Source organism: Brevibacillus parabrevis, assembly GCF_003710905.1.
Taxonomy (GTDB): Bacteria; Bacillota; Bacilli; order Brevibacillales; family Brevibacillaceae; genus Brevibacillus; species Brevibacillus parabrevis.
This window is the reverse complement of sequence record NZ_RHHV01000012.1, coordinates 154,276-176,171: the sequence shown is the minus strand read 5'-3', so window position 1 is coordinate 176,171 and position 21,896 is coordinate 154,276. Positions and strand designations below refer to the sequence as shown.

Here is a 21,896-nt window from a genome sequence, read left to right as displayed (position 1 = left end):
CCATCACGTCATTGATCGGGGGTAAGAAAAAAATGTTACCGCACAATAGACGCAGTAACATTGATTTAAGGCTGGTTTGGCTTTTGTTGAAGCGAACTCGCCTTTCCGTTCTCCTGACCAATCGTATGTACGGCATTCGCATTGTACACCATGCCTTGTCGCTCGGCTTCTCTCTGGATGCGATCGCGGTTGCTGAGTTGCTCGATTTGCAGTTTCAGAGTGGCGTTGTTTTCGGCTATCAGGCGATTCTCTTTTTTGGTGCTCTGGATTTCATAGTTCATTTGGGAAATTTGCGAGTATCTTACCCCGACCATTCCCAGACCGGTTACTGTCAGCGAGATAAACAAGAGATAGAGCAACTTTTCGCCTGTCGGAATGGTAGGCTTGATTCGGACTGTTCGTTTTGTTGTTTTGGTGACGGAGCGGGATTCCTTTTCCAGTTCCATTGCCAGATTGCCTTGGTAGTAATAGCTCAACGTTTTCTCACCCCTTCTTCCTCGTCGCTTTTGCTCACTCTAGACCTTTTCCGCTACCCGCAGCTTCGCGGAGCGTGCGCGCGGATTGACTTGCAGTTCTTCTTCTGACGGCAAGATCGGCTTGCGCGTGATGATTTTGACGATCGCTTCGTTTCCGCATGTGCAAATCGGGAACGCTGGCGGGCATGTGCAGCCTTTGGCATAATCCTGGTACACTTGCTTGCAAATGCGATCTTCCAGCGAGTGGAACGTGATGACACTCACGCGGCCAGCCGGATTCAAAAGCTCGATCGCATCGATGACGGCTTCTTTGAACGAGTCCAGCTCGTCGTTGACGGCAATGCGGATCGCCTGAAACGTTCGCTTCGCAGGATGTCCGCCTGTGCGTCGCGCCGCTGCCGGAATCCCTTCCTTGATCAGCTCGACCAGTTCGCCTGTTGTTTGAATCGGCTGCTTTTTGCGCTGCTGCACGATTTGCCGGGCAATTCGCCGGGAAAATTTCTCTTCTCCGTACAGCCAGATGATCTTGGCAATCTCTTCTTCGTCCCATTCGTTGATGATGTCATAAGCGGACAAGGGCGCTTGCTGATCCATTCGCATGTCGAGCGGCGCATCGGCGTTGTAGCTGAAACCGCGCTCCCCCTCGTCAAGCTGTGGCGAAGACACTCCCAAATCGAACAGGATGCCGTCTACACCTGTAAGCCCCAAATCTTTGACAATCTCCTTCAGATGGCGAAAATTGCTTTTGACCAATGTTACCTTATCCATATAGGGAGCCAGGCGTTCCCGGGCATTTTCATGCGCCCAGTCGTCCTGATCAATGGCAATCAAGCGACCGCCATCGGTCAAACGGGAAGCAATCAGGCTGCTGTGACCAGCTCCGCCAAGTGTGCAATCCACATAGATGCCTCCAGGCCGAATGTTCAGGCCGTCTACAGCCTCATCCCTCAATACTGTTACATGATGAAACGACAATGTCGTCACTCCTGTTCTTCTCGCTGCTACAAATTAAAATCAACCAGTTTCTCAGCAATTTCTCCAAAAGAGCCTTCCGACTGGGCGAAATAATCTTCCCAACGTTCTTTGCTCCACACCTCTACGCGGTTGGACACACCGATGATCACACATTCTTTTTGCATGCCCGCATGCTCGCGGAGATTGGGCGGTATGTTTACCCTTCCCTGCTTGTCCCACTCGCATTCGGTTGCACCGGAAAAGAAAAACCGTGTAAAAGCGCGTGCATCTGCTTTGGTGAAAGGAAGCGTCTTGAGCTTTTCCTCCAGCTGCTTCCACTCTTCCAGCGGATAAGCGAACAAGCATTGGTCAAGTCCGCGGGTAATGACAAAGGAAGCTCCGAGTCCTTCACGGAATTTCGCAGGGATGGTCAGGCGGCCTTTTTCGTCGATGCTATGCTGGTATTCCCCCATGAACACGCCCTGGTCCCCCACTTTCTTGTCCTGTGGCTCCACTTTCCCCCACTTTTCCCCACCTTGTCGCCTACTTGCTATTATAAAAAAAAATCCTGCGTTTGTAAGCAGGATTTTTTCGCTGATTTTTTTGCCGGGAAAGGACGGGTTTCGCGTCTTATTCGACCCAGCTATCGAGATACGATTTTTGCTCATCGGTCAATTTGTCGATACCGATGTTCAATGCTTCCAATTTGTACTGAGCAACCATGGCATCCAGCTCGTAAGGCACGTTCAGTACCTTCTTGCCGATTTGCTCGTACTGTTCATTGACGTGCGCCAAGGAAACAGCTTGCAGCGCGAATGTCATGTCCATGATTTCCGCTGGGTGACCGTCGCCTGCTGCCAGGTTTACGAGGCGGCCTTCTGCCAGAAGGTACAGTTTTCGACCGTCTGCCATGACAAATTCTTCGATGTCTTTGCGCACGATTCGTTTCGATGTCGACAAAGCGCCAAGCTCAACTTTGTTCACTTCGACATCGAAGTGGCCAGCGTTGGACAAGATTGCGCCATCTTTCATCACTTCAAAATGCTCTTTGCGGATCACATCGCGGTTTCCGGTTACGGTCACGAAGTAGTCGCCGTGTTTTGCAGCTTCGCTCATCGGCATCACTTCGAAGCCATCCATGTACGCTTCTACCGCTTTGATCGCGTCGATCTCGGTTACGATTACTTTCGCGCCAAGACCTTTCGCGCGCATAGCTACCCCTTTGCCGCACCAGCCGTAGCCAGCAACAACGACCGTTTTGCCTGCTACTACGAGGTTTGTCGTGCGGTTGATGCCATCCCATACGGATTGGCCTGTACCGTAGCGGTTGTCAAACAAATATTTGCAGAAAGCGTCGTTCACCGCTACCATCGGGAACTCCAGCTTTCCTTCTTTTTCCAGTGCTTTCAGGCGCAGGATACCTGTTGTCGTTTCTTCTGCCCCACCGCGCACTTGAGCCAGCAGATCGCGGCGCTCGCTGTGCAGGATGGTCACCAGGTCGCCACCGTCGTCAATGATCAGGTCAGGGCGAGTTTCCAGCGTTTTGATCAGATGCTCTTTGTATTCAGCAGGGTCTGGATTGTACTTCGCAAAAACGCGAATGCCGTCTTCAACCAGAGCCGCGCAAATGTCGTCTTGGGTAGACAATGGGTTGGAGCCAGTGATGGTCACTTCTGCGCCACCAGCTTGCACCACTTTTGCCAGGTAAGCTGTTTTTGCTTCCAGGTGCAAGGAGATTGCCACTTTCAGTCCCGCAAACGGCTGCTCTTTTTCGAAGCGCTCGCGAATGCGGTTAAGAACTGGCATATGCTCTTTTACCCAGTCAATTTTCAAATGGCCGCTATGGGCAAGCGACATGTCTTTTACAATGCTTTCCGAAACCGTGTTCATGTATGGGTAACCTCCTTTATCTCATAACACAACCTTGTCTATCATATCATACGCAAGTACAACCATCATCTGTTTTTCCTATTCCCGCCAATTTTGTCGCACATCGCTTGTAAGCGTATCGTCTCGCCGCTTCCCTAGCGCGCAGCGGGCAAGTCGCTTTTTCCTGGCAGCGGCTGCGGCGGAGCACTCGCCGTCAACAGTTCGAGGAAGCGCAGCAAAGCTTGCGGCATCCATTTTTTCTTATGGTAGACCAACTGTCGGTAAACGCGGACATCCGGGTGGGAAAAAGGCAGGATGACAAGCGTTCCGTTTTTCACCTCTTCGCCAACCGCGATAGCAGGGATGAGCGCAATCCCTAAATCATATGCGACGCATTGCTTGATCGCTTCCAGACTCCCGAACTCGGAGGAAGACTCGATCGCAGCCCCGGCATCGCGCAAAACCGATTCCATGATCGAGCGATAGCTGCAACCTGCTTCGGTAAAAATCCAGTTGGCTCCGATAAAATCGCGCGCTTCGATCTTTTCTACCTGTGCCAGCGGATGGTTGGGCGCGGCGATGACGACCAGCTTTTCTTCCCCCAGATTCACGTTGACCAGTTCGGGATGGTCTTGCAGCCAATCCAGCACAAAGGCAAAGTCGTGATGCCCTTCCTTGACGCCTTGCCGCAAGTCGTGACAAATTCCCGGCTTCAGCAAAATCCGCATGCGCGGGTGTTCTTGGCGAAATTTTTGCAGGAAAGGAGGCAGGAAAAACGCCGCAAGCGATTCAACCGTTCCGATGCGCAGCGTGCCAGCCAACTGAGCCTGCTCGGACAAGTTGGCCCTCGCTTCATCGAGAACGGCCAACAGCTGTTCACTGTACGCAAGCAGCGCTTCTCCGGCGTGGGTCAGCCTGATTTTCCGCCCCCACCGCTCAAACAGCGTCACTCCAAAATCCGCCTCCAGGTTCTGAATCTGCGTCGTGACGCTTGATTGCGCGTAGCCCAGCACCTCTGCGGCACGGGTAAAACTTTGGCATTTTGCCACCTCGCGGAACGTCAGCAAGTAGCGCGTATCCATGAACGGCTCCCTCCTTTTTCATCGAAAAATCCGATTTCAATTATCTAATATTATAGATAACTCCGATGATAATGTCTATGCTACACTACCTCTACAAACAACCGAACATAAAGAGAGGGAACATTCATGGAAAAAGCAACTGTGCAAACTGCGGGCTTGGCCAAAACGTTGCGGCTGCCGCAAATCGTCGCCCTGTACATCGGCGCTGTCATCGGGTCCGGGGTCTTGCTGATTCCCGGATTGGCAGCGGAAAAAGCAGGCCCAGCCTCGATTCTCGCCTGGCTGGTCATGTCGATTCTCGTTTTGCCGATGGCGATTACGATGGGACTGCTATCTGCCCGCTATCCAAGCTCCGGCGGCGTCTCCACTTTTGTCCGCACGGCTTACGGCGATCGCTTCGGCAATATCGTCGGCTGGTTCTTTCTATTATCTGTGCCTATCGGCGCCCCGATCCTCGGCGTGACCGGAGCGAACTACCTTGCCCTGTTACTCGGCTGGGGCGACACGCAAATTTACACCGCTGCGGCACTGATTTTGACCGCGGTCGTGATCATGAATATTCTCGGAATGCACGTAGCGGCACGCGTCCAGACCATCGTCGTCTCCCTGATTATCGCCATCCTGATTTTGGCCGTAGTCGCTGCCCTGCCCCACGCTTCCGTCAGTAACTTCACCCCTTTCGTTCCCAACGGCTGGCTGAGCGTCATCCAGGCGGCAGGTCTGTTATTCTGGTGCTTTATCGGCTGGGAGGCGGTTACGCATTTGTCGGAGGAATTTGTCGATCCGGCGAAAAATGCCATTCGCGGTGTGCTGTGGAGCGCCGGAATCGTCGCCTTGCTGTACTTTTCCGTAGCGTTCATGACCGTAGCCACCCACAGTTACGGGGCAGGCATCTCGGCTGCTGCGCTCTCTGTCATGGTTCAGCTCACACTCGGCCCTTTAGGCGGTTGGATTGTTGCGGTGACGGCTTTGTTCATCTGTATTGCCACGACCAACGCCTACATCGGCGCAGCGTCGCGCATCGCCTATTCTCTGGCGCAGGAAAAGATCGCTCCGCGCTGGTTCGGGCTGCTGCACGCCAAATACCGGACACCGCTCGGCGGGCTTTTGTTTCTCTCCCTCTGCTTTGTTGTCGTGCTGACGGTTTTGTACCTCGGACTGATTGATTTGGCACGACTGATCGAACTGCCCAACGCGACTTTTTTCGCCACTTACATCGGCGGCTGTCTCGCTGGTGTGCGGCTTTTGCGCGATCATCGCTTCGGGCGGCTGGCTGCCTGGACGTCGCTTGTTTTCACCGTCGGCCTGTACCCGTTTCTCGGCTGGTCTGCGCTGTACCCGCTCGTGATCGCTGCCGTCTTGCTCGTCTGGCAAAAACAAAAGCAAAAAGCTTGATGATCCAAAAACATGACTTTCGCAACAGCAGCGACAGGCTGCCTCTTCCGCTCCGGGAGAAGCGCCTGTCTTTTTTTCGCTTTAAACAGTTTCCTAGCTTATGAATCTTGTGCACCTGCTTTCTCCGTGCTACAATGACGACATTCCCAATCATCGGATGTTTGGAGGTTTCGTTCATGACATTGCAAAAACCCGTTCGTTCCTCGCTCGTCAAGCAAATCGCGGAGCAGCTCGTCGAACGAATCGAGTCTGGCAGCTGGAAGGTCGGGGAACGCATCCCGCCTGAGCCTGAATTGGTCGAACAGCTAGGCATCAGCCGCAATACGCTTCGCGAAGCGGTACAGGCGCTGATTCACACTGGCATGCTCGAAGCGCGGCAAGGGGACGGCACGTACGTCCGCGCAGCGAGCGAGTTTGGCGCGGCGATGCAGCGTCGGCTCAAGCGCTCGACTTTACTGGAAATTTTGGAGGTGCGCTACGGACTGGAGCGCGAGATCGCCAGACTGGCGGCAAGCCGCAGGACAGAAGCCGATTTGCAGACGATCCGGCAAAAGCTGGACACGTCCCTCTCGCTCAGACACGACCCCCAGGGCTATATCTCGGCGGATGTCGCGTTCCACATCGCGGTTGCCCGCGCGACCCACAACAGCGTGATGATCGATCTGTACGAGCAAATGACCGAGTCGCTGCACATGTCCGTAGGCGGTACGGTCGATGTAAAAGAGTTGATGGACGAACAGGCGCAGACACATGGAGCGCTGGTTCAAGCGATTGCGGAGCAAAATGCAGACGCAGCCGAGGAAGCGGCAAGGAGCCTGATTCAAGCAAGCAAAACCGCTCTTTTGGAACAGATACAGAAAGGAAGTCTTGACCTATGAGTCCGACAGCATTGGCAACTGCGAAAAGCAACGCGCAGCCAGCCACCCCCAAACCGTTTCTGATCATCGCCGGAATCATTCTGATTACGTTCGCCATGCGCTCACCGTTGACTGCCGTCGGGCCGTTGGTCGGCTCCATTCAAGGCGATCTCGGACTGTCCAACAGCATGTCCGGGTTGTTGACGACGGTTCCTTTGCTCGCCTTTGCGCTGCTCTCCCCTCTGGCTCCGGGGATCGGGCATCGGCTCGGCGCAGAGCGAACACTTTTTGCTGGACTGCTTGTCGTTCTCATCGGTCTGATTTTGCGCTCGTCCGGCTTCGTCTTCACCTTGTTTGCCGGAACCGCGCTGGTGGGAGCTGGCATCGCGATTTGCAACGTGCTGCTGCCGGGGCTAGTCAAACAGCGTTTCCCGCAAAAAGCCGGCTTGATGACCAGTGTGTACACGACTACGATGTCCATGTGCGCCGCGCTTGCTTCCGGCATCAGCATTCCGCTCGCCAGTACAGGGAATTGGGGCTGGCAAGGCTCGCTCTTTTCCTGGGCGCTTCCCGTCCTGTTCGCCATCGCTGTCTGGCTTCCGCAGCTGCGCTCTGCCGGAAGTGCTTCTGTCAAACACGCCGGGCAAAAAAAGCAGCCAGGGCTGTGGCGTTCCCTGCTCGCTTGGCAAATTACGCTGTTCATGGGGCTGCAATCCTTTTTGTTTTATTGCACGATCGCCTGGCTGCCCGCTATTTTGCAGCAGCACGGCATTAGCCAAGCCAGCTCCGGGTGGATGCTCTCGCTTGTTCAGGCCATCAGCTTGCCCGCGAGCTTTTTCACCCCGGTGATCGCTTCCCGATTGTCCAATCAGCGTCTGCTGGCTGCCGTCATCGGGCTTTGCTCTCTCTTCGGATTCGCCGGGCTTTTGATCGGAAACAGCACGGTCTTGCTGTATGCCTGCCTGCTCTTGCTCGGCGTCTCGCAAGGCGCAGCAATCAGTCTCGCCCTCACGTTTATCGTCATTCGTGCACAAGACGTACGCCAGGCAGCCCGCTTGTCCGGCATGGCCCAGTCCATCGGCTACTTGTTGGCCGCGGTAGGACCGATTGTCGTCGGACTCGTCTACGACTGGCAGCAATCGTGGACACTGCCCCTCAGCATCCTCTGCTTCGTCAGCCTGTTCGTAATCCTGAGCGGAATCGGTGCCGGGCGTAATCAGACGGTGTAAAACAAGCTTCAAAAAAGCGTGCAAGAGCCCTTCGAAGGCTTGCACGCTTTTTTGTTCGGGGAGCAGAGTATCGACCCAACTCGCCCGCATGGTAAAATATAGAAAATGATCCTTGCGAGGAAGGAGCCTGGAAAATGAAACGTCTGCTGCTATGTACCGCGATGACTCTGTCGCTTCTGGTCGGCTGTGCCGAACCGCAATCAAACACGCTTCCCTCGGCTATCGAAAAGCAGATGGAGGAGCAAATCGGTATGGATATCGCTGTTCCTTCAAACGACAAGCTGGTCGTCAAGTATGCAGAAATTCGCTATCCGCCCATCGTAAACGGGCAACAAATCGCTGGCCCCTCTATCGCAACCATCGTGTATACCGATGAAAAGGGAGAACTTTTGCCAATCACGGACGAGCAAAAAGCGGAAATGCGCAACAGACAGCAGCGTGAAATCTTTTATGGCGAGTACGCGGGCAGGCCAATCATCATCATGGAAATCAGCACGATGAAAAACTCCTTGCATGACGCCAAGACAGCCGAAATAGAAGGAATCACAGTCGAATACGGGCAAAAAGAAGCCGCCTCCGGAACGTATGCCTTTTATTCCTTTCACCATCAAAACGCCTCTTATATGACTACCTTCCTGCTCAATGACACGACTACGACTGATGACGCCGTTGCCTTCAACCGGAAACTCATCCGTCAGCTTCAAGGAAAACAGTAGCCCTTTTGCAGGCAACAGCAACAGCGCTGGCAGCAAAAAAAGCAGGGAAGCCCCCTGCTTTTTCGCTTTTCCACACCCGCTATTCATCTTTCCCAATCAACCGGAACGTCTTTCCATCCTGGGAGGACAGGTAAAAGGTCTTGTCGACGCTTCCGCCAAGCTCTCCCGCATAGTATTGCACGGTCAGCCTGTATTTGTTCGTGCCGATTTTGGCATAGTACATCAATTCATTAAATCGCGGAAACCGCACGTAATCGTAGACTTCGTACTTCATAAACGAGAAGTGCTCGCGCAAAAACGGTTCGCTGACATTCAGCTTGTTCTCTTTGACGTAAGCTTGCAGATCAGCATAGCGTCTGATCTTTTTTTGCTCCATTACTTCGTGGACAAACGCCGATACCGCATCGGTCATCCCTTTTTTCTCGCTCGCCGTCACTTCGCCCGGGAACAACTCTTCGATTTTGCTGTCCAGACGCGTCAGCATCACGACCGCCTGTGCCCGACTGATCGCACTATTGGGACGGAAGGAGCCGTCCGGGTATCCGGCGAGCAAGCCCATCTTGTACGCAGGGTAGACGGTCATGACTTCCTGTTCGTTGGCGGTAGACAAATCAGAGAAAAAGCGCGTGGTCGTTCCCCGATACTTTTCCCCTTCGGATTGATGTCCGAGCGCCGCCAAAAGAATGCGGGCCGCCTCCAGTCTGGTCATCCCGTCTGTCGGTTTGCCTGTCGACATAATGCCTGCTGCCGCCAAATGACGGTACGTCTGCTCTGACCAGCGACCTACGGAAGGAGCCAAATACGTCTCTTTGACAAAAGCGTCAGGCTCAAATCCGCTATAGGATGGCAGCACACGCTCCACCAAGGCAAGAAATTGCTCTTGCGTAACGGTTTTTTCCGGCTGAAAAGTGCCGTCCGGAAAGCCTTGGATCAACCCGCTTTTCGCTGCCAATTCAATCTCTTTTCCTGCCCAGTGTCCTTTTGTGTCGAGGAAAGAGCCTGCGGAAGCCACGGGTTTTTCCTCCCTGGCCTGTGCCCGATTCCACTCACCAAATGCCGCGCCCGCCCATGCGATTGACCAGGCAAGCGCCAAAACAGTGGCTTTTTTCCCGACTTGTCGCAACTTGTTCTGCATCTCGAGTACCACCTTTCCTCACAGGAATTGCCTTATTCGTAGGACGCAAAATTTGTCGGAAAAGTTTCGGTCTATTCGTTAGAAATTTTTCCCACAAGCGGTGCAACAACCAAAATGGTCATGTCCGTTTTGTTGACCGCAAGCCAAGCGGGCACATCCCATTTCCTGAAAAACATCGAGACGTTTTTCATAGAAAAAAGCCGACGTTTCGTCCAGGACGAGCAGTCGGCTTTGGCGATTTCTAGACAAAAAACAGTTGATGAGTCCCGTCATGGGTGAATGGCGCTTCGACCATGCGATCGATTAATTCCAATCCGTACTTGTTTGCAAAAGGGAAAAAGCACAGCTTGCGTTCTTGCAGACCGCCCTCCGGCAACAGCGTCGTCTCGATTCGCTTGATCCGGTTGTAGGCCACGTCTTCTTTTTGCTGCAAGGAACGAATCAGCCGCTCCTCCAAAAAGGAGACTTGTTCGAGCAAGAGCGTGCTGTTTTTCTCCGACAGCCCGCGCATTCCCGGGTCCAGCCGGATCACTTCGTCCACGAGTGGACGGTAGAGCTGCTCAATCGATTGGCGCACTTGGGCGAATTGTTCGTGCAGCGGATGCGGGCCTTGTTTCTTCTCCCAGTCAGCTTTCCATTCGGTGAAGCCGGTCAAAACCTGCTCGACAGACAGCTCCAGACCCTCCAGCAAGCGCAAATGCGCCCCTTCCACCAAAGTGATCGACATCCGCGGCAAAACAATCGGCATCTGCATCCCGAACAACGCAAAAACTTCGCGGTAATACGCCCAGTAGGCGATTTCACCGGGTCCGCCAATGAACGCAAGCGTCGGGAACAGTTGCTCCTGCATCAGACCGCGCGTGACCACATTGGCACTGAACCGCTCCGGCTGTTCCTGGACAAGCGCAAGCAGCTCGTCGCGGCTGTACGACTGCCGTCTGTTGACAAAGCGATCCAGATGACGGGAAAGCAAAAGGCGATCCTCGCCTTCATAAATAAACAAGTTGGCCTGATGTTCGTCGACTTCAAGCTGCAACGGGTAGCCCGCTGTGGCAAGCCGCTCGGAAGCCTGCACCAGCAACTGGGCCATTTGCTCGTTTTTCTCGATCACCTGCTGAAATACGGGACGTTCCAACTCCCGGACAAAAGGCAGCGATGACTCGACAAGGATCAGGCCATGCTTGCCAAACAACTGCGCCAATAGACGCGCAAACCACTCCACTACCGTGGATGAGCTTTTCGCCGTTTGCGTCAGCAATTCCCGTACGTTTTTCGTTTCCGCCGTCTCGGTTTGTTCCTGGAAAAACGTTTCCAGGAACTGCATACACACTTCCTCTTCCAAAGGAAGCTTGCTTGCAGACGCACGACCTCTCTTTTTCAGCGACAGCCGCTCTTTGTGCAGACGCGTATCGCCATCCGTCGTCCAGTACACGTGGTCGATCTCATCGATGTCGTGATCTTCGCCCGCGATCCAAAAGACCGGGACGACGTTTACTTGCAGCTCGGCAGAGAGCTTTTTGGCCGCCTGAATCAAATGGACGGCCTTGTTGATCGTATACAGCGGGCCTGTCAGGACGCCTGCCTGCTGACCGCCGATGACGACATATGTATCCTGCTGCTTCAACAACTCGATTTTGTCCAGCGCTTCGGGGTGGTTTCCGATCGCCTGATTAAAGTTATGTAAGCCTTCCGCCAGTTGGAGCCGATTGAAGGTTTGGGTGGACAGCCACTCCAGCCGCTCCCGGTATGCCTGATCTCGGTAGGGATTATGGGCAAAAAATGACAGGGCAGACTCGTTTTGCTGCTGGTACTCTCGCGCCAGCCGATTTGCCAATGGAAGCGCAACGCGTTCAACATTCATGCTAGCTCACCTTTCTTAGGGCGATGGTCACTGCAAATTATACCACGCCAGGCATTCACAAAAAACAAGACAACCCGCTTAAATGGGTTGTCAAAGTGTAGAGCTGGCATCTTTTTAAAATTGCGGCGGAGTAACAGACCAGATCAGGACAGCTTCCACCTCGCCGCTGTTTTCAATCGTGTGCGACTTGCTGCTGTCAAACGAGATGCTGTCTCCCGCCTCCAACACGTGCTCTTCATCATTGAACCTCGCTGTCACGCTACCCGATATGACGGTAAAGCACTCCTCGCCTTCGGACTGGACGAATTTGTCTGTGACCATTTCCTTCGGCATCAGACGCACTTCCAGCATGCCCAGCTTGGCGCTTCCTCCCATCGAGAGCAACGAATACGTGCCGGTCGATTCGGGAAAAACCAGCTGTCTGCGCTTTTGCAGACGTGTCACGTGTACTTGCTTTTGGTCGATGTCTTCGAAGAAATGAATGATCGGAGACTCCAGGGCCTTTGTAATTTTCCAGAGAGAATCCAGTGACGGTTGGGATATCCCCCGTTCCACCTGGCTGAGCAGCCCTTTGCTGAGCCCTGTTTTGCCTGCCATGATCTCCAAAGTAAATCCACGTTCTTTTCGAATCATCCGAATCTTATGTCCGATGCTCTCGATGGGAAGTCGCATAGTTCCAACCTTCTTTCTTATCGGAATAAATACGATATGTATCAGTCAGTGCGTTACACGACACCCATCGTCTTGATTATGCCGGTCGTAAACAGCACTATATAGACAAGTCCAAACCAGAGAAACGACAACCGCCAGGCGGAAAACCCGACCTTTTTCAGAGATAGCTTTCCTTTCAGCTTGACCTGGAGCCATCCCAAAAGCACAACGGCGCCGAGGAAAAAGCAGCTCACCCACCACCAGGCCGACATCGCCTCAGGCCAGATGAGTTCGTATGCGGAAACAGCGGAGCGAATCACCAAAAAATTCGTGATATTCACCGCCCAGCGACCGGCCAATCTCTTGTTCCGCTTCCACATGTACACGCTCAAGTAAACAAGCGGAAACCCCAAGAAAGGCACTACGGTCAGCGTACCCCAAAAATAGGACCAGAAAGTTGTCCACACGGCCATCTACTGTCGCCTCCCCTCCTTCCCTATTCCCATGCTTGTCTTGAGAAGAATGACGCGAAGCAAGGTTTCGTGCAACGGAGTAGGAATCCCGGCTTCTTTTCCCCGCTTCACGAGGTAGCCGTTGATTGCTTGCACTTCCGTCGGTTTTTGCCGCTTCACATCCTGAAGCATGGAGGAAAGATTACGGGAAGTATTTCGGCAAATGGCGACAATTTCCTGCCATTCGGGATCGCCGATTTTCTGTCCGGAAAAAGCAGCTACCTCCACAGCTTCATTAAATAAATCACGCATCAGTCCTTGCGTATATGAACTGTCGAGGAGGGCGCCATTCGGAATCTCAAACAATGCCGTGAGCGGATTGATCAAGGCATTGGCCAACAGCTTTCTCCACGCATGCGGTTCGATTGCTTTTTCATAAAGCGCTGTGATGCCTGCATCGACTGCCCATGTGACGAATGCGTCAATCAAAGCATCGCGGTCTGCCTTTTCCTGCCAGGGCCCCACGCGAAGCGTCCCTGTTCCGGTATGCTCCACTTCCGTAGCAGAATGCCTTCTGGCTCCTTCTGTATGAATGGCGAAGTAGCATTGCGCATCCTCCAGTACAGATGCGAGCAATTCCTGGTGTCCCATGCCGTTTTGCAAGGCAATGACACGCGCGTACGGAGGGATTTCGGCAAGAGCCGGGAGTAGCGAGGGCAAATCGGGCTGTTTGACAGTGAGCAAATACAAGTTCCCTTCCGGCAATCCATCTGCAATCGGTTGGGCTTGTACGTTTACTCTGTTTTTTTGGCCGTCCAGACTGTGGAGCCACAGTCCTTGCTCCATGAGTTGATTCGCCTGTAGTGAACTGCGCGTTACGACGGTCACGGACTGACCAGCGAGCGCAAGCCTTGCTGCATACAGCAAACCAACGGAACCTCCGCCAACGACAACCACTTGCAAAGCGCTTGTATCGGGTTGCATTTGTTCACCTACATTAATCAATACTTATTTTATAAGAATAGCAGAGTTTAGGAGATTGTTCAATTGATTGGAACAAAAAAGATCAAAATTATCGAAAAATTTCTATCAGCCACGTTCCTTTGTTTTTCAAGCGGTCAACTGCTCGCCGTTTTCAATCTGCTCAAAAAAGACTGCCGCGGGATAGCGACAGTCTCAACGAATATTTATACAGGATAAACGGGATGCTTGCGGTCAGAGAAAACTTGCCGTTTCCCCTTGTAAATCTCGTAGCGCGAAATCAGATCATGGCGCAAACCGCTCGGCGGCACAATCGCGTCGACGATCAGGTTGGAAGCCAGCAAATACAAGTCGATGTCCTCCTGGTATTCCTTGCGCTTCTCCTGAATGAACGCCTGACGTTCTGCCGGGTCCTCGATCGCCTGAATTTTGTTGCTGTACACAGCGTTTACGGCAGCTTCCGGGCCCATGACCGCGATTTGCGCTCCAGGCAAGGCGATGCACGCGTCCGGTTCAAACGCCGAGCTGGCCATGGCGTACAGTCCGGCTCCATACGCCTTGCGCACAATCACGGAAATTTTCGGTACGGTCGCCTCGGCCATAGCGGAAATCATTTTCGCTCCGTGACGGATGATGCCCGCCCGCTCTACTGCGGTGCCGATCATGAAGCCTGGAACGTCGGCCAAAAACAGCAGCGGGATTCCGAACGCATCGCACAAAGTAATGAAGCGCGCCGCTTTGTCGGCGGAATCGACGAACAGGACGCCGCCTTTTACCCGTGGCTGGTTGGCGATGATCCCGACCGGCTTGCCATCCAGACGGGCAAGACCCGTAATCAGCTCTTGCGCGAACAGCTTCTTGATCTCGAAAAATGAATCCGCATCAACGAGCGATTGAATGAGATCGTGCATGTTGAACGCGGCATTTTGGTTTTCCGGTACGATAGTAGTGATGTCTTTGGCCGTCTCGATCGGCGCTTTTGCCGCTTGGAGCGGAGGCTGCTCGCTGTAGTTCGCCGGGAAAAAGCTCAAGTAGGTGCGCGCAGACTGAATCGCTTCCTCTTCGTTTGCTGCCAGCACATCGCCGCAGCCGCTCACCGAGCAATGCATCCGGGCGCCGCCCAGCTCTTCCAGACTCACCTTTTCCCCGATCACCATCTCCGCCATGCGCGGCGAGCCGAGGTACATGCTCGCGTTTTTGTCGACCATGATCACAATGTCGCAAAAAGCCGGGATGTACGCGCCGCCCGCAGCAGATGGGCCGAACAAAATGCAGACTTGCGGAATTTTGCCGGACAGCTTCACTTGATTGTAAAAAATGCGTCCCGCTCCCCGTCTGCCGGGGAACATTTCCAACTGGTCGGTAATGCGAGCGCCTGCCGAGTCCACGAGGTAAATCAGCGGTACGCGCATTTTTTCCGCCGTTTCCTGGATGCGAATGATTTTTTCTACCGTCCGCGAGCCCCAGGAGCCTGCTTTGACCGTAGAGTCATTGGCCATGACGCATACCGTCTGGCCGTTTACTTTTCCAATCGCAGTCACGACGCCATCCGCAGGCAAATCTCCCGCCATGACATTGGCGAACAGCCCGTCCTCGACCATGAACTCATCGTCGAACAACAGCTTCAGCCGATCGCGGACGAACAGCTTGTTCTGCTCCTTGAGCTTTTCGTGGTATTTGGCATCGCCACCTTGCTTGATATGCGCGATCTTCTCCTGCAACGTCTCTTCCAAATGCTTGGTCATCGGCTACTCCCCCTCGTCACTCTCCGCGATAGATCGGTTTTCGTTTTTCCGCAAAAGCTGCCAGTCCTTCCAAACGGTCCTTGGTCGGAACGAGCAGCTGGTACGCATTGCTCTCCATCATCAATCCGGTTGCCAGCTCTACTTCGCTGCCGCAGTCGATGGCAAACTTGGCCTGGGCCAGCGCCAGCGGAGCATTGCTCGCAATCTGCGCTGCCAGCTCCATGGACACATTCATCAGTTGCTCGTGCGGCACGACGCGGTTGACAAGCCCGATCGCCAAAGCTTCCGCCGGGAAAACGCGCCGCGCTGTAAAAATCAGTTCTTTGGCGATGCCCTTGCCGACTAGCCGCGGCAGCCGCTGCGTGCCGCCCGCTCCCGGGATAATGCCGAGAGAGGTTTCCGTCAAGCCCATTTGCGCCTGCTCGCTCATGATTCGCAAATCGCAGGCGAGCGCCAGCTCCGTACCGCCGCCAAGCGCCAAACCGTTGAGGGCAGCAATGACTGGCTTTTGCAGTTTTTCAAGCTCGCTGAACGTGTCGCGAATCGTCCGAATGTACACTTCCACCTGTTCGGGCGACATGCCTCGCCGTTCCTTCAAATCCGCGCCGGAGCAAAATGCCTTGTCTCCCGCCCCGGTGACGATGACGACACGCGTGCTGCGATCGCGGGCAAGTTCGGCGATAAGCTTGCGCAGTTCCGTCAAAGTCTCCAGGTTCAAACAGTTGAACACATCCGGCCGATCAAGCGTCACGACACCGACCAGCCCGTCTTTTCGATAGGAAATCGTCATGTGGCCCTTCCTCTCTACGTATGCTCCTCCTGCTTTTGCTTTGCCAGGTTAGCTTTCAAAACTTTGGAAGTCAGCTCCCTGCCCAGCTGTTCCTGGATGTAGGCACCTGCCTCTGTCAGCCGATTCAGGTCAACTCCGGTTTCATAGCCCATTCCGTGCAGCATGTAGACCAAGTCTTCCGTCGAAATGTTGCCTGCCGCCCCCGGTGCGTACGGGCATCCGCCCAAGCCGCCGATGGAGCTGTCAAAAATCCGGATGCCTTCCGCCAACGCTGCCGCGACATTCGCCAGCCCGGTTCCTCGCGTGTCGTGAAAGTGCCCGGCTAAGCGCTCGGTCGTAACATCTTTCACAAGCTCCTGAAAAACCTCGTGCACTTGCTTTGGGGTTGCCACGCCGATCGTATCCCCGAGCGAAACTTCGGACACGCCCATCTCGACGAGCGCATGGGTCACTCTTCTCGTGTTGTCAACAGGGACGGCTCCCTCATACGGACAACCAAACACGGTGGAGACGTACCCGCGCACGCGCATGCCGAGAGCGAGCGCTTCCTTCGCCGCTTCCGCCAGCACAGGAAATGTTTCCGTGATGCTTTTGTTAATATTTTTGCGGTTATGGCTCTCCGAGGCAGACATGAACAGGGCAACTTCGCTCACGCCGCACAGGCGCGCCCGCTCCAGCCCGCGAACGTTTGGCACCAGCGCACTGATGCGCACGTCCTTTTTGCTGGCTGGAAGTATCCCTTGCAAAACTTCCTCGGCGTCCGCCAATTGCGGAATCCAGCGCGGATTGACAAACGAGCTGGCCTCGATCCGCACAAGCCCGGCGTCGATCAGCTTCTTAATCAACTCGATTTTTGCTTCTGCGGGTACGATGACGCTCTCATTTTGCAGCCCATCGCGTGGGCCAACCTCTACGATTTGCACGTTCACAATCTTCCCGCCCCTTTCCTAGCGACCGCTCAGTTTGGAAAGAAAAAAATTATTCGAGAACGACGATAATGTCGCCATCGTTGACAAAATCACCGATATTCGCTTTCACTTCCACGACTTTTCCCGCTTCCATCGACTGGACAGGCACTTCCATTTTCATCGATTCCAATACGATGACATCTTGCCCCTCGCTGATCGTGTCACCTGGCTGCACCAAAACAGAAATGACGGTTCCTGCCATATTCGCTGCTACTTGTTTCATCCAAGACCCTCTCCTTACTTGTGGTTGGTTTTCGTTGTTCGCTCCGTAATAAACCAGGTGGTGTAGTCTCCGCCCCGGAACTGTTCATCCGCCAATACTTCCTGCAAAAATGGAATATTCGTTTTAATACCAGTAATCAGAAAATGATGCATAGCTTCCTGCGCCCGCTCCACAGCTTCTTCCCTTGTCTCGCCGGAAATGATCACTTTGGCAATCATCGGGTCGTAAAAAGGCGTAACCTGTGTTCCCGACTCTACCCCGTCATCGATCCGCACATGCTCCATGGCAGGCGGCTGATACAGGCTGATCGTGCCTGGCGACGGCAAAAACGTCACCGGGTCTTCCGCGTACACACGCAGTTCAATCGCGTGCCGCTTCGCCTGAACATCGCGCTGTTCGACTGGCAGCGGCTGTCCATCGGCAATCGCCAGCTGCATAGCGACCAAATCGTATCCGGTCATCTCTTCGGTCACGGCGTGCTCCACTTGCAAGCGCGTGTTCATTTCCAAAAAGTAAAAATTTTTGTTTTCATCTACGATAAACTCGACCGTTCCCAGCCCTGTGTAGCCGACAGCCTTCGCTGCCTTGACGGCTGCCTCGCACAATTGTTCTCTCGTGGCAGGATCAAGAAAAGGCGACGGGCTTTCTTCCAGCACTTTTTGATGACGGCGCTGAATGGAACACTCCCGCTCCAGCAGATGAATGACATTGCCAGCGTTGTCGGCTGCAATCTGCACCTCGATATGCCGCGGGCGCTCCACATATTTTTCCACGTACATCGCATCGTTGCCGAAATACGCTTTGGCGCGACCCTTTGCCGACTGATAGGCTTGCAATAGCTGCGACTCTTCACGGCATATTTGCATGCCGATCCCGCCCCCGCCAGCACTGGCCTTCAACATGACCGGATAGCCGATTTGAGCGGCCTGCGCTGTCGCTTCTTCCACTGTCGCAAGCGAATCTTCGCAGCCTGGCACGACAGGCACGCCTGCCTCCTGCATGATTCTGCGGGCCGTCAGCTTGTCGCCCATTTGCCCGATGACCTTTGGCGAAGGTCCAATGAATACAAGCCCTTCTTCTAGAACGCGCCTCGCGAACGCTTCGTTTTCCGAAAGCAGTCCGTAGCCGGGATGAATGGCATCGGCATTCGTGCTTTTCGCCGCCGCGATGATAGCCTCTACGTTCAAGTAGCTGTGCGGCACTGGCGGCGGGCCGATATGGACGGCTTCATCCGCTTCACGGACAAACGGCAGGTCGCGGTCGGCATCCGAGTAGACGGCTACGGTTGCGACTCCTTTTTCGCGGCAGGTGCGCATAATTCTTCTGGCAATCTCACCACGGTTTGCGATCAATACCTTACGCATGGCAACGCTCCCCTCTTTGACAAACCGACTCCAATCGAAAGCGTTTCCAAATTGTTTGCTCGGTTTGTTTCATGTGATGCTTACTTCTATTTTGCCATGAGAATGAACATAGTTCTAGAAAGAATTTTTAAATTTTTTCCATGAACCTTTTTTCGCTTTCTGACAATTCCGCAACGCGGCAAAGAAAACGCTTCGGAAAATCCGATCATGGTGTATAATAAAGAGGAGTGGCCTAAGCCGGCCAAGGCAAAGAGCTGTGAGAGGAGTGGCTGACCATGTTTGAAGTAAGACGTTTACAGATCAACTACAAGACACTGGAGGAATTTCAAAAGTTTCGCGAATTTGGCCTGGAGGAGCTTTCGATGAAGGAAGACCTGGAGGCGAACATCGTGGAGAACGATTCGGAATCTCCTTTTTACGGTATTTATGACAACGATCTTCTGGTAGCACGCATGAGCCTCTATAAAATCGACGGGAAATACGACCGTTATTTCCAACCAGCCCAAGATTACTACGAGCTGTGGAAGCTTGAAGTCCTGCCTGATTACCGCAGCAAAGACTACGGCACGGCTTTGGTTAACCATGCAAAAAGCTTTGGCGCTCCTATTAAAACAAACTCCCGCTGTCGTGCGGACGAATTTTGGCTGAAAATGGGCTTTACCCCTGTCAAATACAATCCGATGCGCGATCGCGGCGAAAACCCGTACGTCTGGTTGCCAGAGAATGTGGAGCTGCAAGACTAGCTCTTCCTTTGGACAGGACAGAAAAAAGAAGCGGAATGTAACCGCTTCTTTTTTGTTTGCTGCGCAGCATTTATTTTTCCACTCGCTCCAGGTTGCCGTTCTCATCCATTTTGAAAATAGCTTTGGAGGACTCCTCTTCCTGCAAAAAGGCCAGCTTGCGCGCGCGATCCATGATCTGAACAAGCGCGCGGTAATCGTCATTTACTCCCTGCACCTGCTCCAGTTCTTTTTTGGCTCGCTCATGCGCATCCTTCAATTCTTTTAACTCCAAATCTTTGCCTTCCAACTCTTGTTCCAGTTGTCGCAAGCGCCTCGCCATTTCCTTCTGGTTGACGAGCATGCGAATAACCGATTCGATTTGCTCTTCTTCCACTGATTCCAGTTCAGAAGCCTGCATCTCGGCAACAGCAGGCGGCAATTGCCTTTGCGGCAACAAAACAGCCTCTGTCTCCACAATGGTAGCTGGCGTTTGAATCCTGCCCATCTTCTTCAATTGCTGTCTCTGACTTTTGGCTATCGAGATTGCCGCATCGTAACGTTTGCGCACGCAACTATTCCAGCGAAATCCGCACGCAGCTGCTGTCCTGCCCAACCTTTGACCCACTTCTTCAAATGCGGCAAGTTGTGTACCGCCTTCGCGTATGTGGCGCAAGGTGACTTCCGCCAACACGAGATCGTCATCTTCGGTCCATGCGTCTTGTCTGGAAGCTACCATATGAGTCCCTCCCGTTACCTTTAAAAAGGATGATGTAGTTCATCCTATGCTTTTCCCTACTCTTGTAGAATCGCTTTCTACTAGAAAAAGTATGTCCAAGCAAATAAATGTTTAAACGAGAAGAACCATCTGGCGGGCGGTTACTGCTTGTTCAGAAATTTTTCCACGACGGCGACATGAGCCGGACTTCCCCATAGTTTTGCGCATTGATCCACTTCGCGCTCGATGCGCTCGGCCCGCACGATTCCTTCCCGCTTCCAGCGAACGAGCTGCATGTACGCTTCGATCCCTTCCAACGGCTGCGCGGCGATTTTTTTCGCGAACGCGTGCACAGCCGCTTGCAGCTGATCGTGCGGGTAGATTTCGTCCACGAAGCCGTACGACTTGGCCTCTTGCGCCGTCAGCCTTTCTCCCGCCAGCAAAAGAGCCAACGCTTTCGACTCCGGGAGCATGTCCAGAAGCCGGCTTCCCCCGCCCCAGCCTGTCGTAATATGCATGCCGATCTGCACAAAGCCGAACCGCGCCTGCTCGCTGGCGAAGCGAAAATGGCAAGCACCTGCAAATTCGCATCCGCCTCCGACAGCAGCGCCGTTGATCATGGCAATGACAGGCTTGGTGAACGTGTCGATGGCAGACAACAATCCCGCCACCTTGCTCAGCAGCGGATACGCCTGATCATGTCCGCGCGCCGCGATAAACTGGTTCAAGTCTCCCCCGGAGACAAAACTTTTGCCTGTACCTGTAATGATGAGCACCTTCACCTGCGAATCTGCCTGGCAGTCCGCCAAAACATGGTGCAGCTCGTCGACCAGCTCCATGCTGACCGCGTTATGTACGTGCGGCCGATTCAGCGTAATCGTGGCAATGCCCGCTTCTTTTTGCAGCAGTACGGTATCCATGAACGCAATCTCATCCTTTGCTTCGATTTTGTTTGCTTTATTTTACTGGTTTGCGCGACAAAATCATATCGGATGCGGTTAAAAAAAGAAAAGAGAAGGCAGTATGCCTCCTCCTTTTCAGGACAACAAGTTTTTCATCGCGGAAGAATTGAAGCCGACAATCAAATTCTCGCCATCTGTCAAAATCGGGCGCTTCAGAAGCTGCGGCTCTTCGCTCAGCATCTCCAGCAACTCTTTGACAGACATGTCATTAATATCGACGTCCAAGTTTTTGAAGCGTTGGCTTCTCGTGGACAAAATCTCGTCCAGTCCGTTTGTCGTCATTTTGATGATGTCGAGCAGCTCTTCGGCTGTCGGCGGGTTTTTAAACAGGTGACGCTCTTCGTAATTGACGCCATTCTCTGCCAGCCAAGCTTTGGCTTTGCGACAGGATGTGCAGCTCGGATACGTGAAAAACGTTAATTTTTGTGTTTGAGTACGTTCAGCAACTGCCATCGGTTACCCCTCCATCTCATCTATACCCATTTGGTTTCGTGTATTCTTGGTGTTTCCATGTGCTCTTTTGCCAATTGCCGGATGCAATTGCTTTGAGCTATTAACTCACAAAAAGTAAGCTAATAAAAATTCTTTCCTTACTTTGGATTATAAATCTACAATAAACACTATGTCAATAGTAGTTAATCTAAAAACTAGGCAGAAAATTTGGGGGATGTGTTGTTATAGCACACTGCCACCTTAACAAGCCAAACAAAATCGGATACACTTATGTGGATGTGAAATTTTTTCAAACA

The 21,896-nt window shown here is 53.3% G+C and carries 23 protein-coding genes; 5 read left to right on the top strand and 18 right to left on the bottom strand.

From position 1 onward, the window contains the following. Positions 1–65: 65 nt before the first annotated feature. The 5 genes from ftsL to EDM60_RS16710 form a co-directional block, all read right to left on the bottom strand. Positions 66–476, bottom strand: coding sequence for a cell division protein FtsL (gene ftsL / locus EDM60_RS16730; RefSeq protein WP_122965000.1), 411 nt, complete (start codon positions 474–476; stop codon positions 66–68). 39 nt (positions 477–515) lie between these two features. Continuing rightward, entirely contained in the window at positions 516–1,460 is a 945-nt protein-coding gene (rsmH, locus tag EDM60_RS16725) for a 16S rRNA (cytosine(1402)-N(4))-methyltransferase RsmH (protein WP_122964999.1), read from the bottom strand. Between the two features lie 17 nt (positions 1,461–1,477). Further along, complete coding sequence (gene mraZ, locus EDM60_RS16720; RefSeq protein WP_063230384.1) at positions 1,478–1,909, bottom strand: division/cell wall cluster transcriptional repressor MraZ; 432 nt, start codon at positions 1,907–1,909, stop codon at positions 1,478–1,480. 151 nt (positions 1,910–2,060) lie between these two features. Continuing rightward, positions 2,061–3,320, bottom strand: coding sequence for an adenosylhomocysteinase (locus EDM60_RS16715; RefSeq protein WP_122964998.1), 1,260 nt, complete (start codon positions 3,318–3,320; stop codon positions 2,061–2,063). A gap of 134 nt (positions 3,321–3,454) precedes the next feature. Beyond that, a complete protein-coding gene (locus EDM60_RS16710; protein ID WP_122964997.1) occupies positions 3,455–4,381 on the bottom strand; it encodes a LysR family transcriptional regulator in 927 nt (308 codons plus the stop codon). A 126-nt stretch (positions 4,382–4,507) separates the two neighbouring features. On the opposite strand from EDM60_RS16710, the gene EDM60_RS16705 reads away from it, so the two are divergent. The 4 genes from EDM60_RS16705 (at position 4,508) to EDM60_RS16690 (ending at position 8,578) form a co-directional block, all read left to right on the top strand. Continuing rightward, positions 4,508–5,776 (top strand): APC family permease, encoded by a 1,269-nt coding sequence (locus EDM60_RS16705; RefSeq protein ID WP_122964996.1) that lies wholly within the window; start codon positions 4,508–4,510, stop codon positions 5,774–5,776. A gap of 176 nt (positions 5,777–5,952) precedes the next feature. After that, positions 5,953–6,654, top strand: a complete 702-nt coding sequence (locus tag EDM60_RS16700) for a FadR/GntR family transcriptional regulator (protein WP_122964995.1) — start codon at positions 5,953–5,955, stop codon at positions 6,652–6,654. Further along, on the top strand, positions 6,651–7,862 hold the full coding sequence (locus EDM60_RS16695; protein ID WP_122964994.1) for a CynX/NimT family MFS transporter: 1,212 nt from the start codon (positions 6,651–6,653) through the stop codon (positions 7,860–7,862). The genes EDM60_RS16700 and EDM60_RS16695 overlap by 4 nt, the downstream gene beginning before the upstream one ends. 134 nt (positions 7,863–7,996) lie before the next feature. Next, a complete protein-coding gene (locus EDM60_RS16690) occupies positions 7,997–8,578 on the top strand; it encodes a hypothetical protein (protein ID WP_122964993.1) in 582 nt (193 codons plus the stop codon). 79 nt (positions 8,579–8,657) lie between these two features. Here EDM60_RS16690 and EDM60_RS16685 read toward each other — a convergent pair whose 3' ends face one another. The 10 genes from EDM60_RS16685 to EDM60_RS16640 form a co-directional block, all read right to left on the bottom strand. Beyond that, on the bottom strand, positions 8,658–9,713 hold the full coding sequence (locus EDM60_RS16685; RefSeq protein WP_122964992.1) for an S-layer homology domain-containing protein: 1,056 nt from the start codon (positions 9,711–9,713) through the stop codon (positions 8,658–8,660). A 241-nt stretch (positions 9,714–9,954) separates the two neighbouring features. Continuing rightward, positions 9,955–11,574 (bottom strand): bacillithiol biosynthesis cysteine-adding enzyme BshC, encoded by a 1,620-nt coding sequence (gene bshC / locus EDM60_RS16680; RefSeq protein ID WP_122964991.1) that lies wholly within the window; start codon positions 11,572–11,574, stop codon positions 9,955–9,957. A gap of 114 nt (positions 11,575–11,688) precedes the next feature. Continuing rightward, positions 11,689–12,246, bottom strand: coding sequence for a helix-turn-helix domain-containing protein (locus EDM60_RS16675; protein ID WP_122964990.1), 558 nt, complete (start codon positions 12,244–12,246; stop codon positions 11,689–11,691). A 53-nt stretch (positions 12,247–12,299) separates the two neighbouring features. After that, positions 12,300–12,698 (bottom strand): DUF3397 family protein, encoded by a 399-nt coding sequence (locus EDM60_RS16670; RefSeq protein ID WP_122964989.1) that lies wholly within the window; start codon positions 12,696–12,698, stop codon positions 12,300–12,302. Then, positions 12,699–13,661, bottom strand: a complete 963-nt coding sequence (locus EDM60_RS16665; protein WP_122964988.1) for a ketopantoate reductase family protein — start codon at positions 13,659–13,661, stop codon at positions 12,699–12,701. 203 nt (positions 13,662–13,864) lie between these two features. Then, positions 13,865–15,403 (bottom strand): acyl-CoA carboxylase subunit beta, encoded by a 1,539-nt coding sequence (locus EDM60_RS16660; RefSeq protein ID WP_122964987.1) that lies wholly within the window; start codon positions 15,401–15,403, stop codon positions 13,865–13,867. Positions 15,404–15,419: 16 nt separating this feature from the next. Then, on the bottom strand, positions 15,420–16,193 hold the full coding sequence (locus EDM60_RS16655; RefSeq protein ID WP_122964986.1) for an enoyl-CoA hydratase-related protein: 774 nt from the start codon (positions 16,191–16,193) through the stop codon (positions 15,420–15,422). A gap of 14 nt (positions 16,194–16,207) precedes the next feature. Continuing rightward, a complete protein-coding gene (locus EDM60_RS16650; RefSeq protein WP_122964985.1) occupies positions 16,208–17,122 on the bottom strand; it encodes a hydroxymethylglutaryl-CoA lyase in 915 nt (304 codons plus the stop codon). Positions 17,123–17,171: 49 nt separating this feature from the next. Beyond that, complete coding sequence (locus tag EDM60_RS16645) at positions 17,172–17,384, bottom strand: biotin/lipoyl-containing protein (protein WP_122964984.1); 213 nt, start codon at positions 17,382–17,384, stop codon at positions 17,172–17,174. 14 nt (positions 17,385–17,398) lie between these two features. Further along, positions 17,399–18,748, bottom strand: coding sequence for an acetyl-CoA carboxylase biotin carboxylase subunit (locus tag EDM60_RS16640; protein WP_122964983.1), 1,350 nt, complete (start codon positions 18,746–18,748; stop codon positions 17,399–17,401). Between the two features lie 275 nt (positions 18,749–19,023). On the opposite strand from EDM60_RS16640, the gene EDM60_RS16635 reads away from it, so the two are divergent. Continuing rightward, a complete protein-coding gene (locus tag EDM60_RS16635) occupies positions 19,024–19,491 on the top strand; it encodes an N-acetyltransferase (protein ID WP_063230368.1) in 468 nt (155 codons plus the stop codon). Between the two features lie 70 nt (positions 19,492–19,561). On the opposite strand, the gene EDM60_RS16630 is transcribed toward EDM60_RS16635, so the two are convergent. From EDM60_RS16630 to EDM60_RS16620, 3 genes are all read right to left on the bottom strand, one after another. Beyond that, entirely contained in the window at positions 19,562–20,206 is a 645-nt protein-coding gene (locus EDM60_RS16630; RefSeq protein WP_122964982.1) for an RsfA family transcriptional regulator, read from the bottom strand. Between the two features lie 140 nt (positions 20,207–20,346). Then, positions 20,347–21,105 carry an enoyl-CoA hydratase/isomerase family protein gene (locus EDM60_RS16625; protein WP_122964980.1) on the bottom strand — a complete coding sequence of 253 codons (759 nt, stop codon included), beginning with the start codon at positions 21,103–21,105 and terminating at the stop codon, positions 20,347–20,349. A 117-nt stretch (positions 21,106–21,222) separates the two neighbouring features. Further along, a complete protein-coding gene (locus tag EDM60_RS16620; RefSeq protein WP_063229687.1) occupies positions 21,223–21,600 on the bottom strand; it encodes a Spx/MgsR family RNA polymerase-binding regulatory protein in 378 nt (125 codons plus the stop codon). Between the last annotated feature and the right edge of the window lie 296 nt (positions 21,601–21,896).

Bases quoted from the DNA above. Each gene is read 5' to 3' on its own strand.
- EDM60_RS16715 (WP_122964998.1), bottom strand. From the start codon at position 3,320: ATGAACACGGTTTCGGAAAGCATTGTAAAAGACATGTCGCTTGCCCAT.
- EDM60_RS16700 (WP_122964995.1), top strand. From the start codon at position 5,953: ATGACATTGCAAAAACCCGTTCGTTCCTCGCTCGTCAAGCAAATCGCG.
- bshC (WP_122964991.1), bottom strand. From the start codon at position 11,574: ATGAATGTTGAACGCGTTGCGCTTCCATTGGCAAATCGGCTGGCGCGA.
- EDM60_RS16665 (WP_122964988.1), bottom strand. From the start codon at position 13,661: ATGCAACCCGATACAAGCGCTTTGCAAGTGGTTGTCGTTGGCGGAGGT.
- EDM60_RS16710 (WP_122964997.1), bottom strand. From the start codon at position 4,381: ATGGATACGCGCTACTTGCTGACGTTCCGCGAGGTGGCAAAATGCCAA.
- EDM60_RS16630 (WP_122964982.1), bottom strand. From the start codon at position 20,206: ATGGTAGCTTCCAGACAAGACGCATGGACCGAAGATGACGATCTCGTG.
- EDM60_RS16675 (WP_122964990.1), bottom strand. From the start codon at position 12,246: ATGCGACTTCCCATCGAGAGCATCGGACATAAGATTCGGATGATTCGA.
- EDM60_RS16705 (WP_122964996.1), top strand. From the start codon at position 4,508: ATGGAAAAAGCAACTGTGCAAACTGCGGGCTTGGCCAAAACGTTGCGG.
- EDM60_RS16625 (WP_122964980.1), bottom strand. From the start codon at position 21,105: ATGGATACCGTACTGCTGCAAAAAGAAGCGGGCATTGCCACGATTACG.
- EDM60_RS16670 (WP_122964989.1), bottom strand. From the start codon at position 12,698: ATGGCCGTGTGGACAACTTTCTGGTCCTATTTTTGGGGTACGCTGACC.
- EDM60_RS16690 (WP_122964993.1), top strand. From the start codon at position 7,997: ATGAAACGTCTGCTGCTATGTACCGCGATGACTCTGTCGCTTCTGGTC.
- EDM60_RS16685 (WP_122964992.1), bottom strand. From the start codon at position 9,713: ATGCAGAACAAGTTGCGACAAGTCGGGAAAAAAGCCACTGTTTTGGCG.
- EDM60_RS16635 (WP_063230368.1), top strand. From the start codon at position 19,024: ATGTTTGAAGTAAGACGTTTACAGATCAACTACAAGACACTGGAGGAA.
- EDM60_RS16645 (WP_122964984.1), bottom strand. From the start codon at position 17,384: ATGAAACAAGTAGCAGCGAATATGGCAGGAACCGTCATTTCTGTTTTG.
- EDM60_RS16660 (WP_122964987.1), bottom strand. From the start codon at position 15,403: ATGACCAAGCATTTGGAAGAGACGTTGCAGGAGAAGATCGCGCATATC.
- EDM60_RS16620 (WP_063229687.1), bottom strand. From the start codon at position 21,600: ATGGCAGTTGCTGAACGTACTCAAACACAAAAATTAACGTTTTTCACG.
- EDM60_RS16655 (WP_122964986.1), bottom strand. From the start codon at position 16,193: ATGACGATTTCCTATCGAAAAGACGGGCTGGTCGGTGTCGTGACGCTT.
- EDM60_RS16640 (WP_122964983.1), bottom strand. From the start codon at position 18,748: ATGCGTAAGGTATTGATCGCAAACCGTGGTGAGATTGCCAGAAGAATT.
- EDM60_RS16695 (WP_122964994.1), top strand. From the start codon at position 6,651: ATGAGTCCGACAGCATTGGCAACTGCGAAAAGCAACGCGCAGCCAGCC.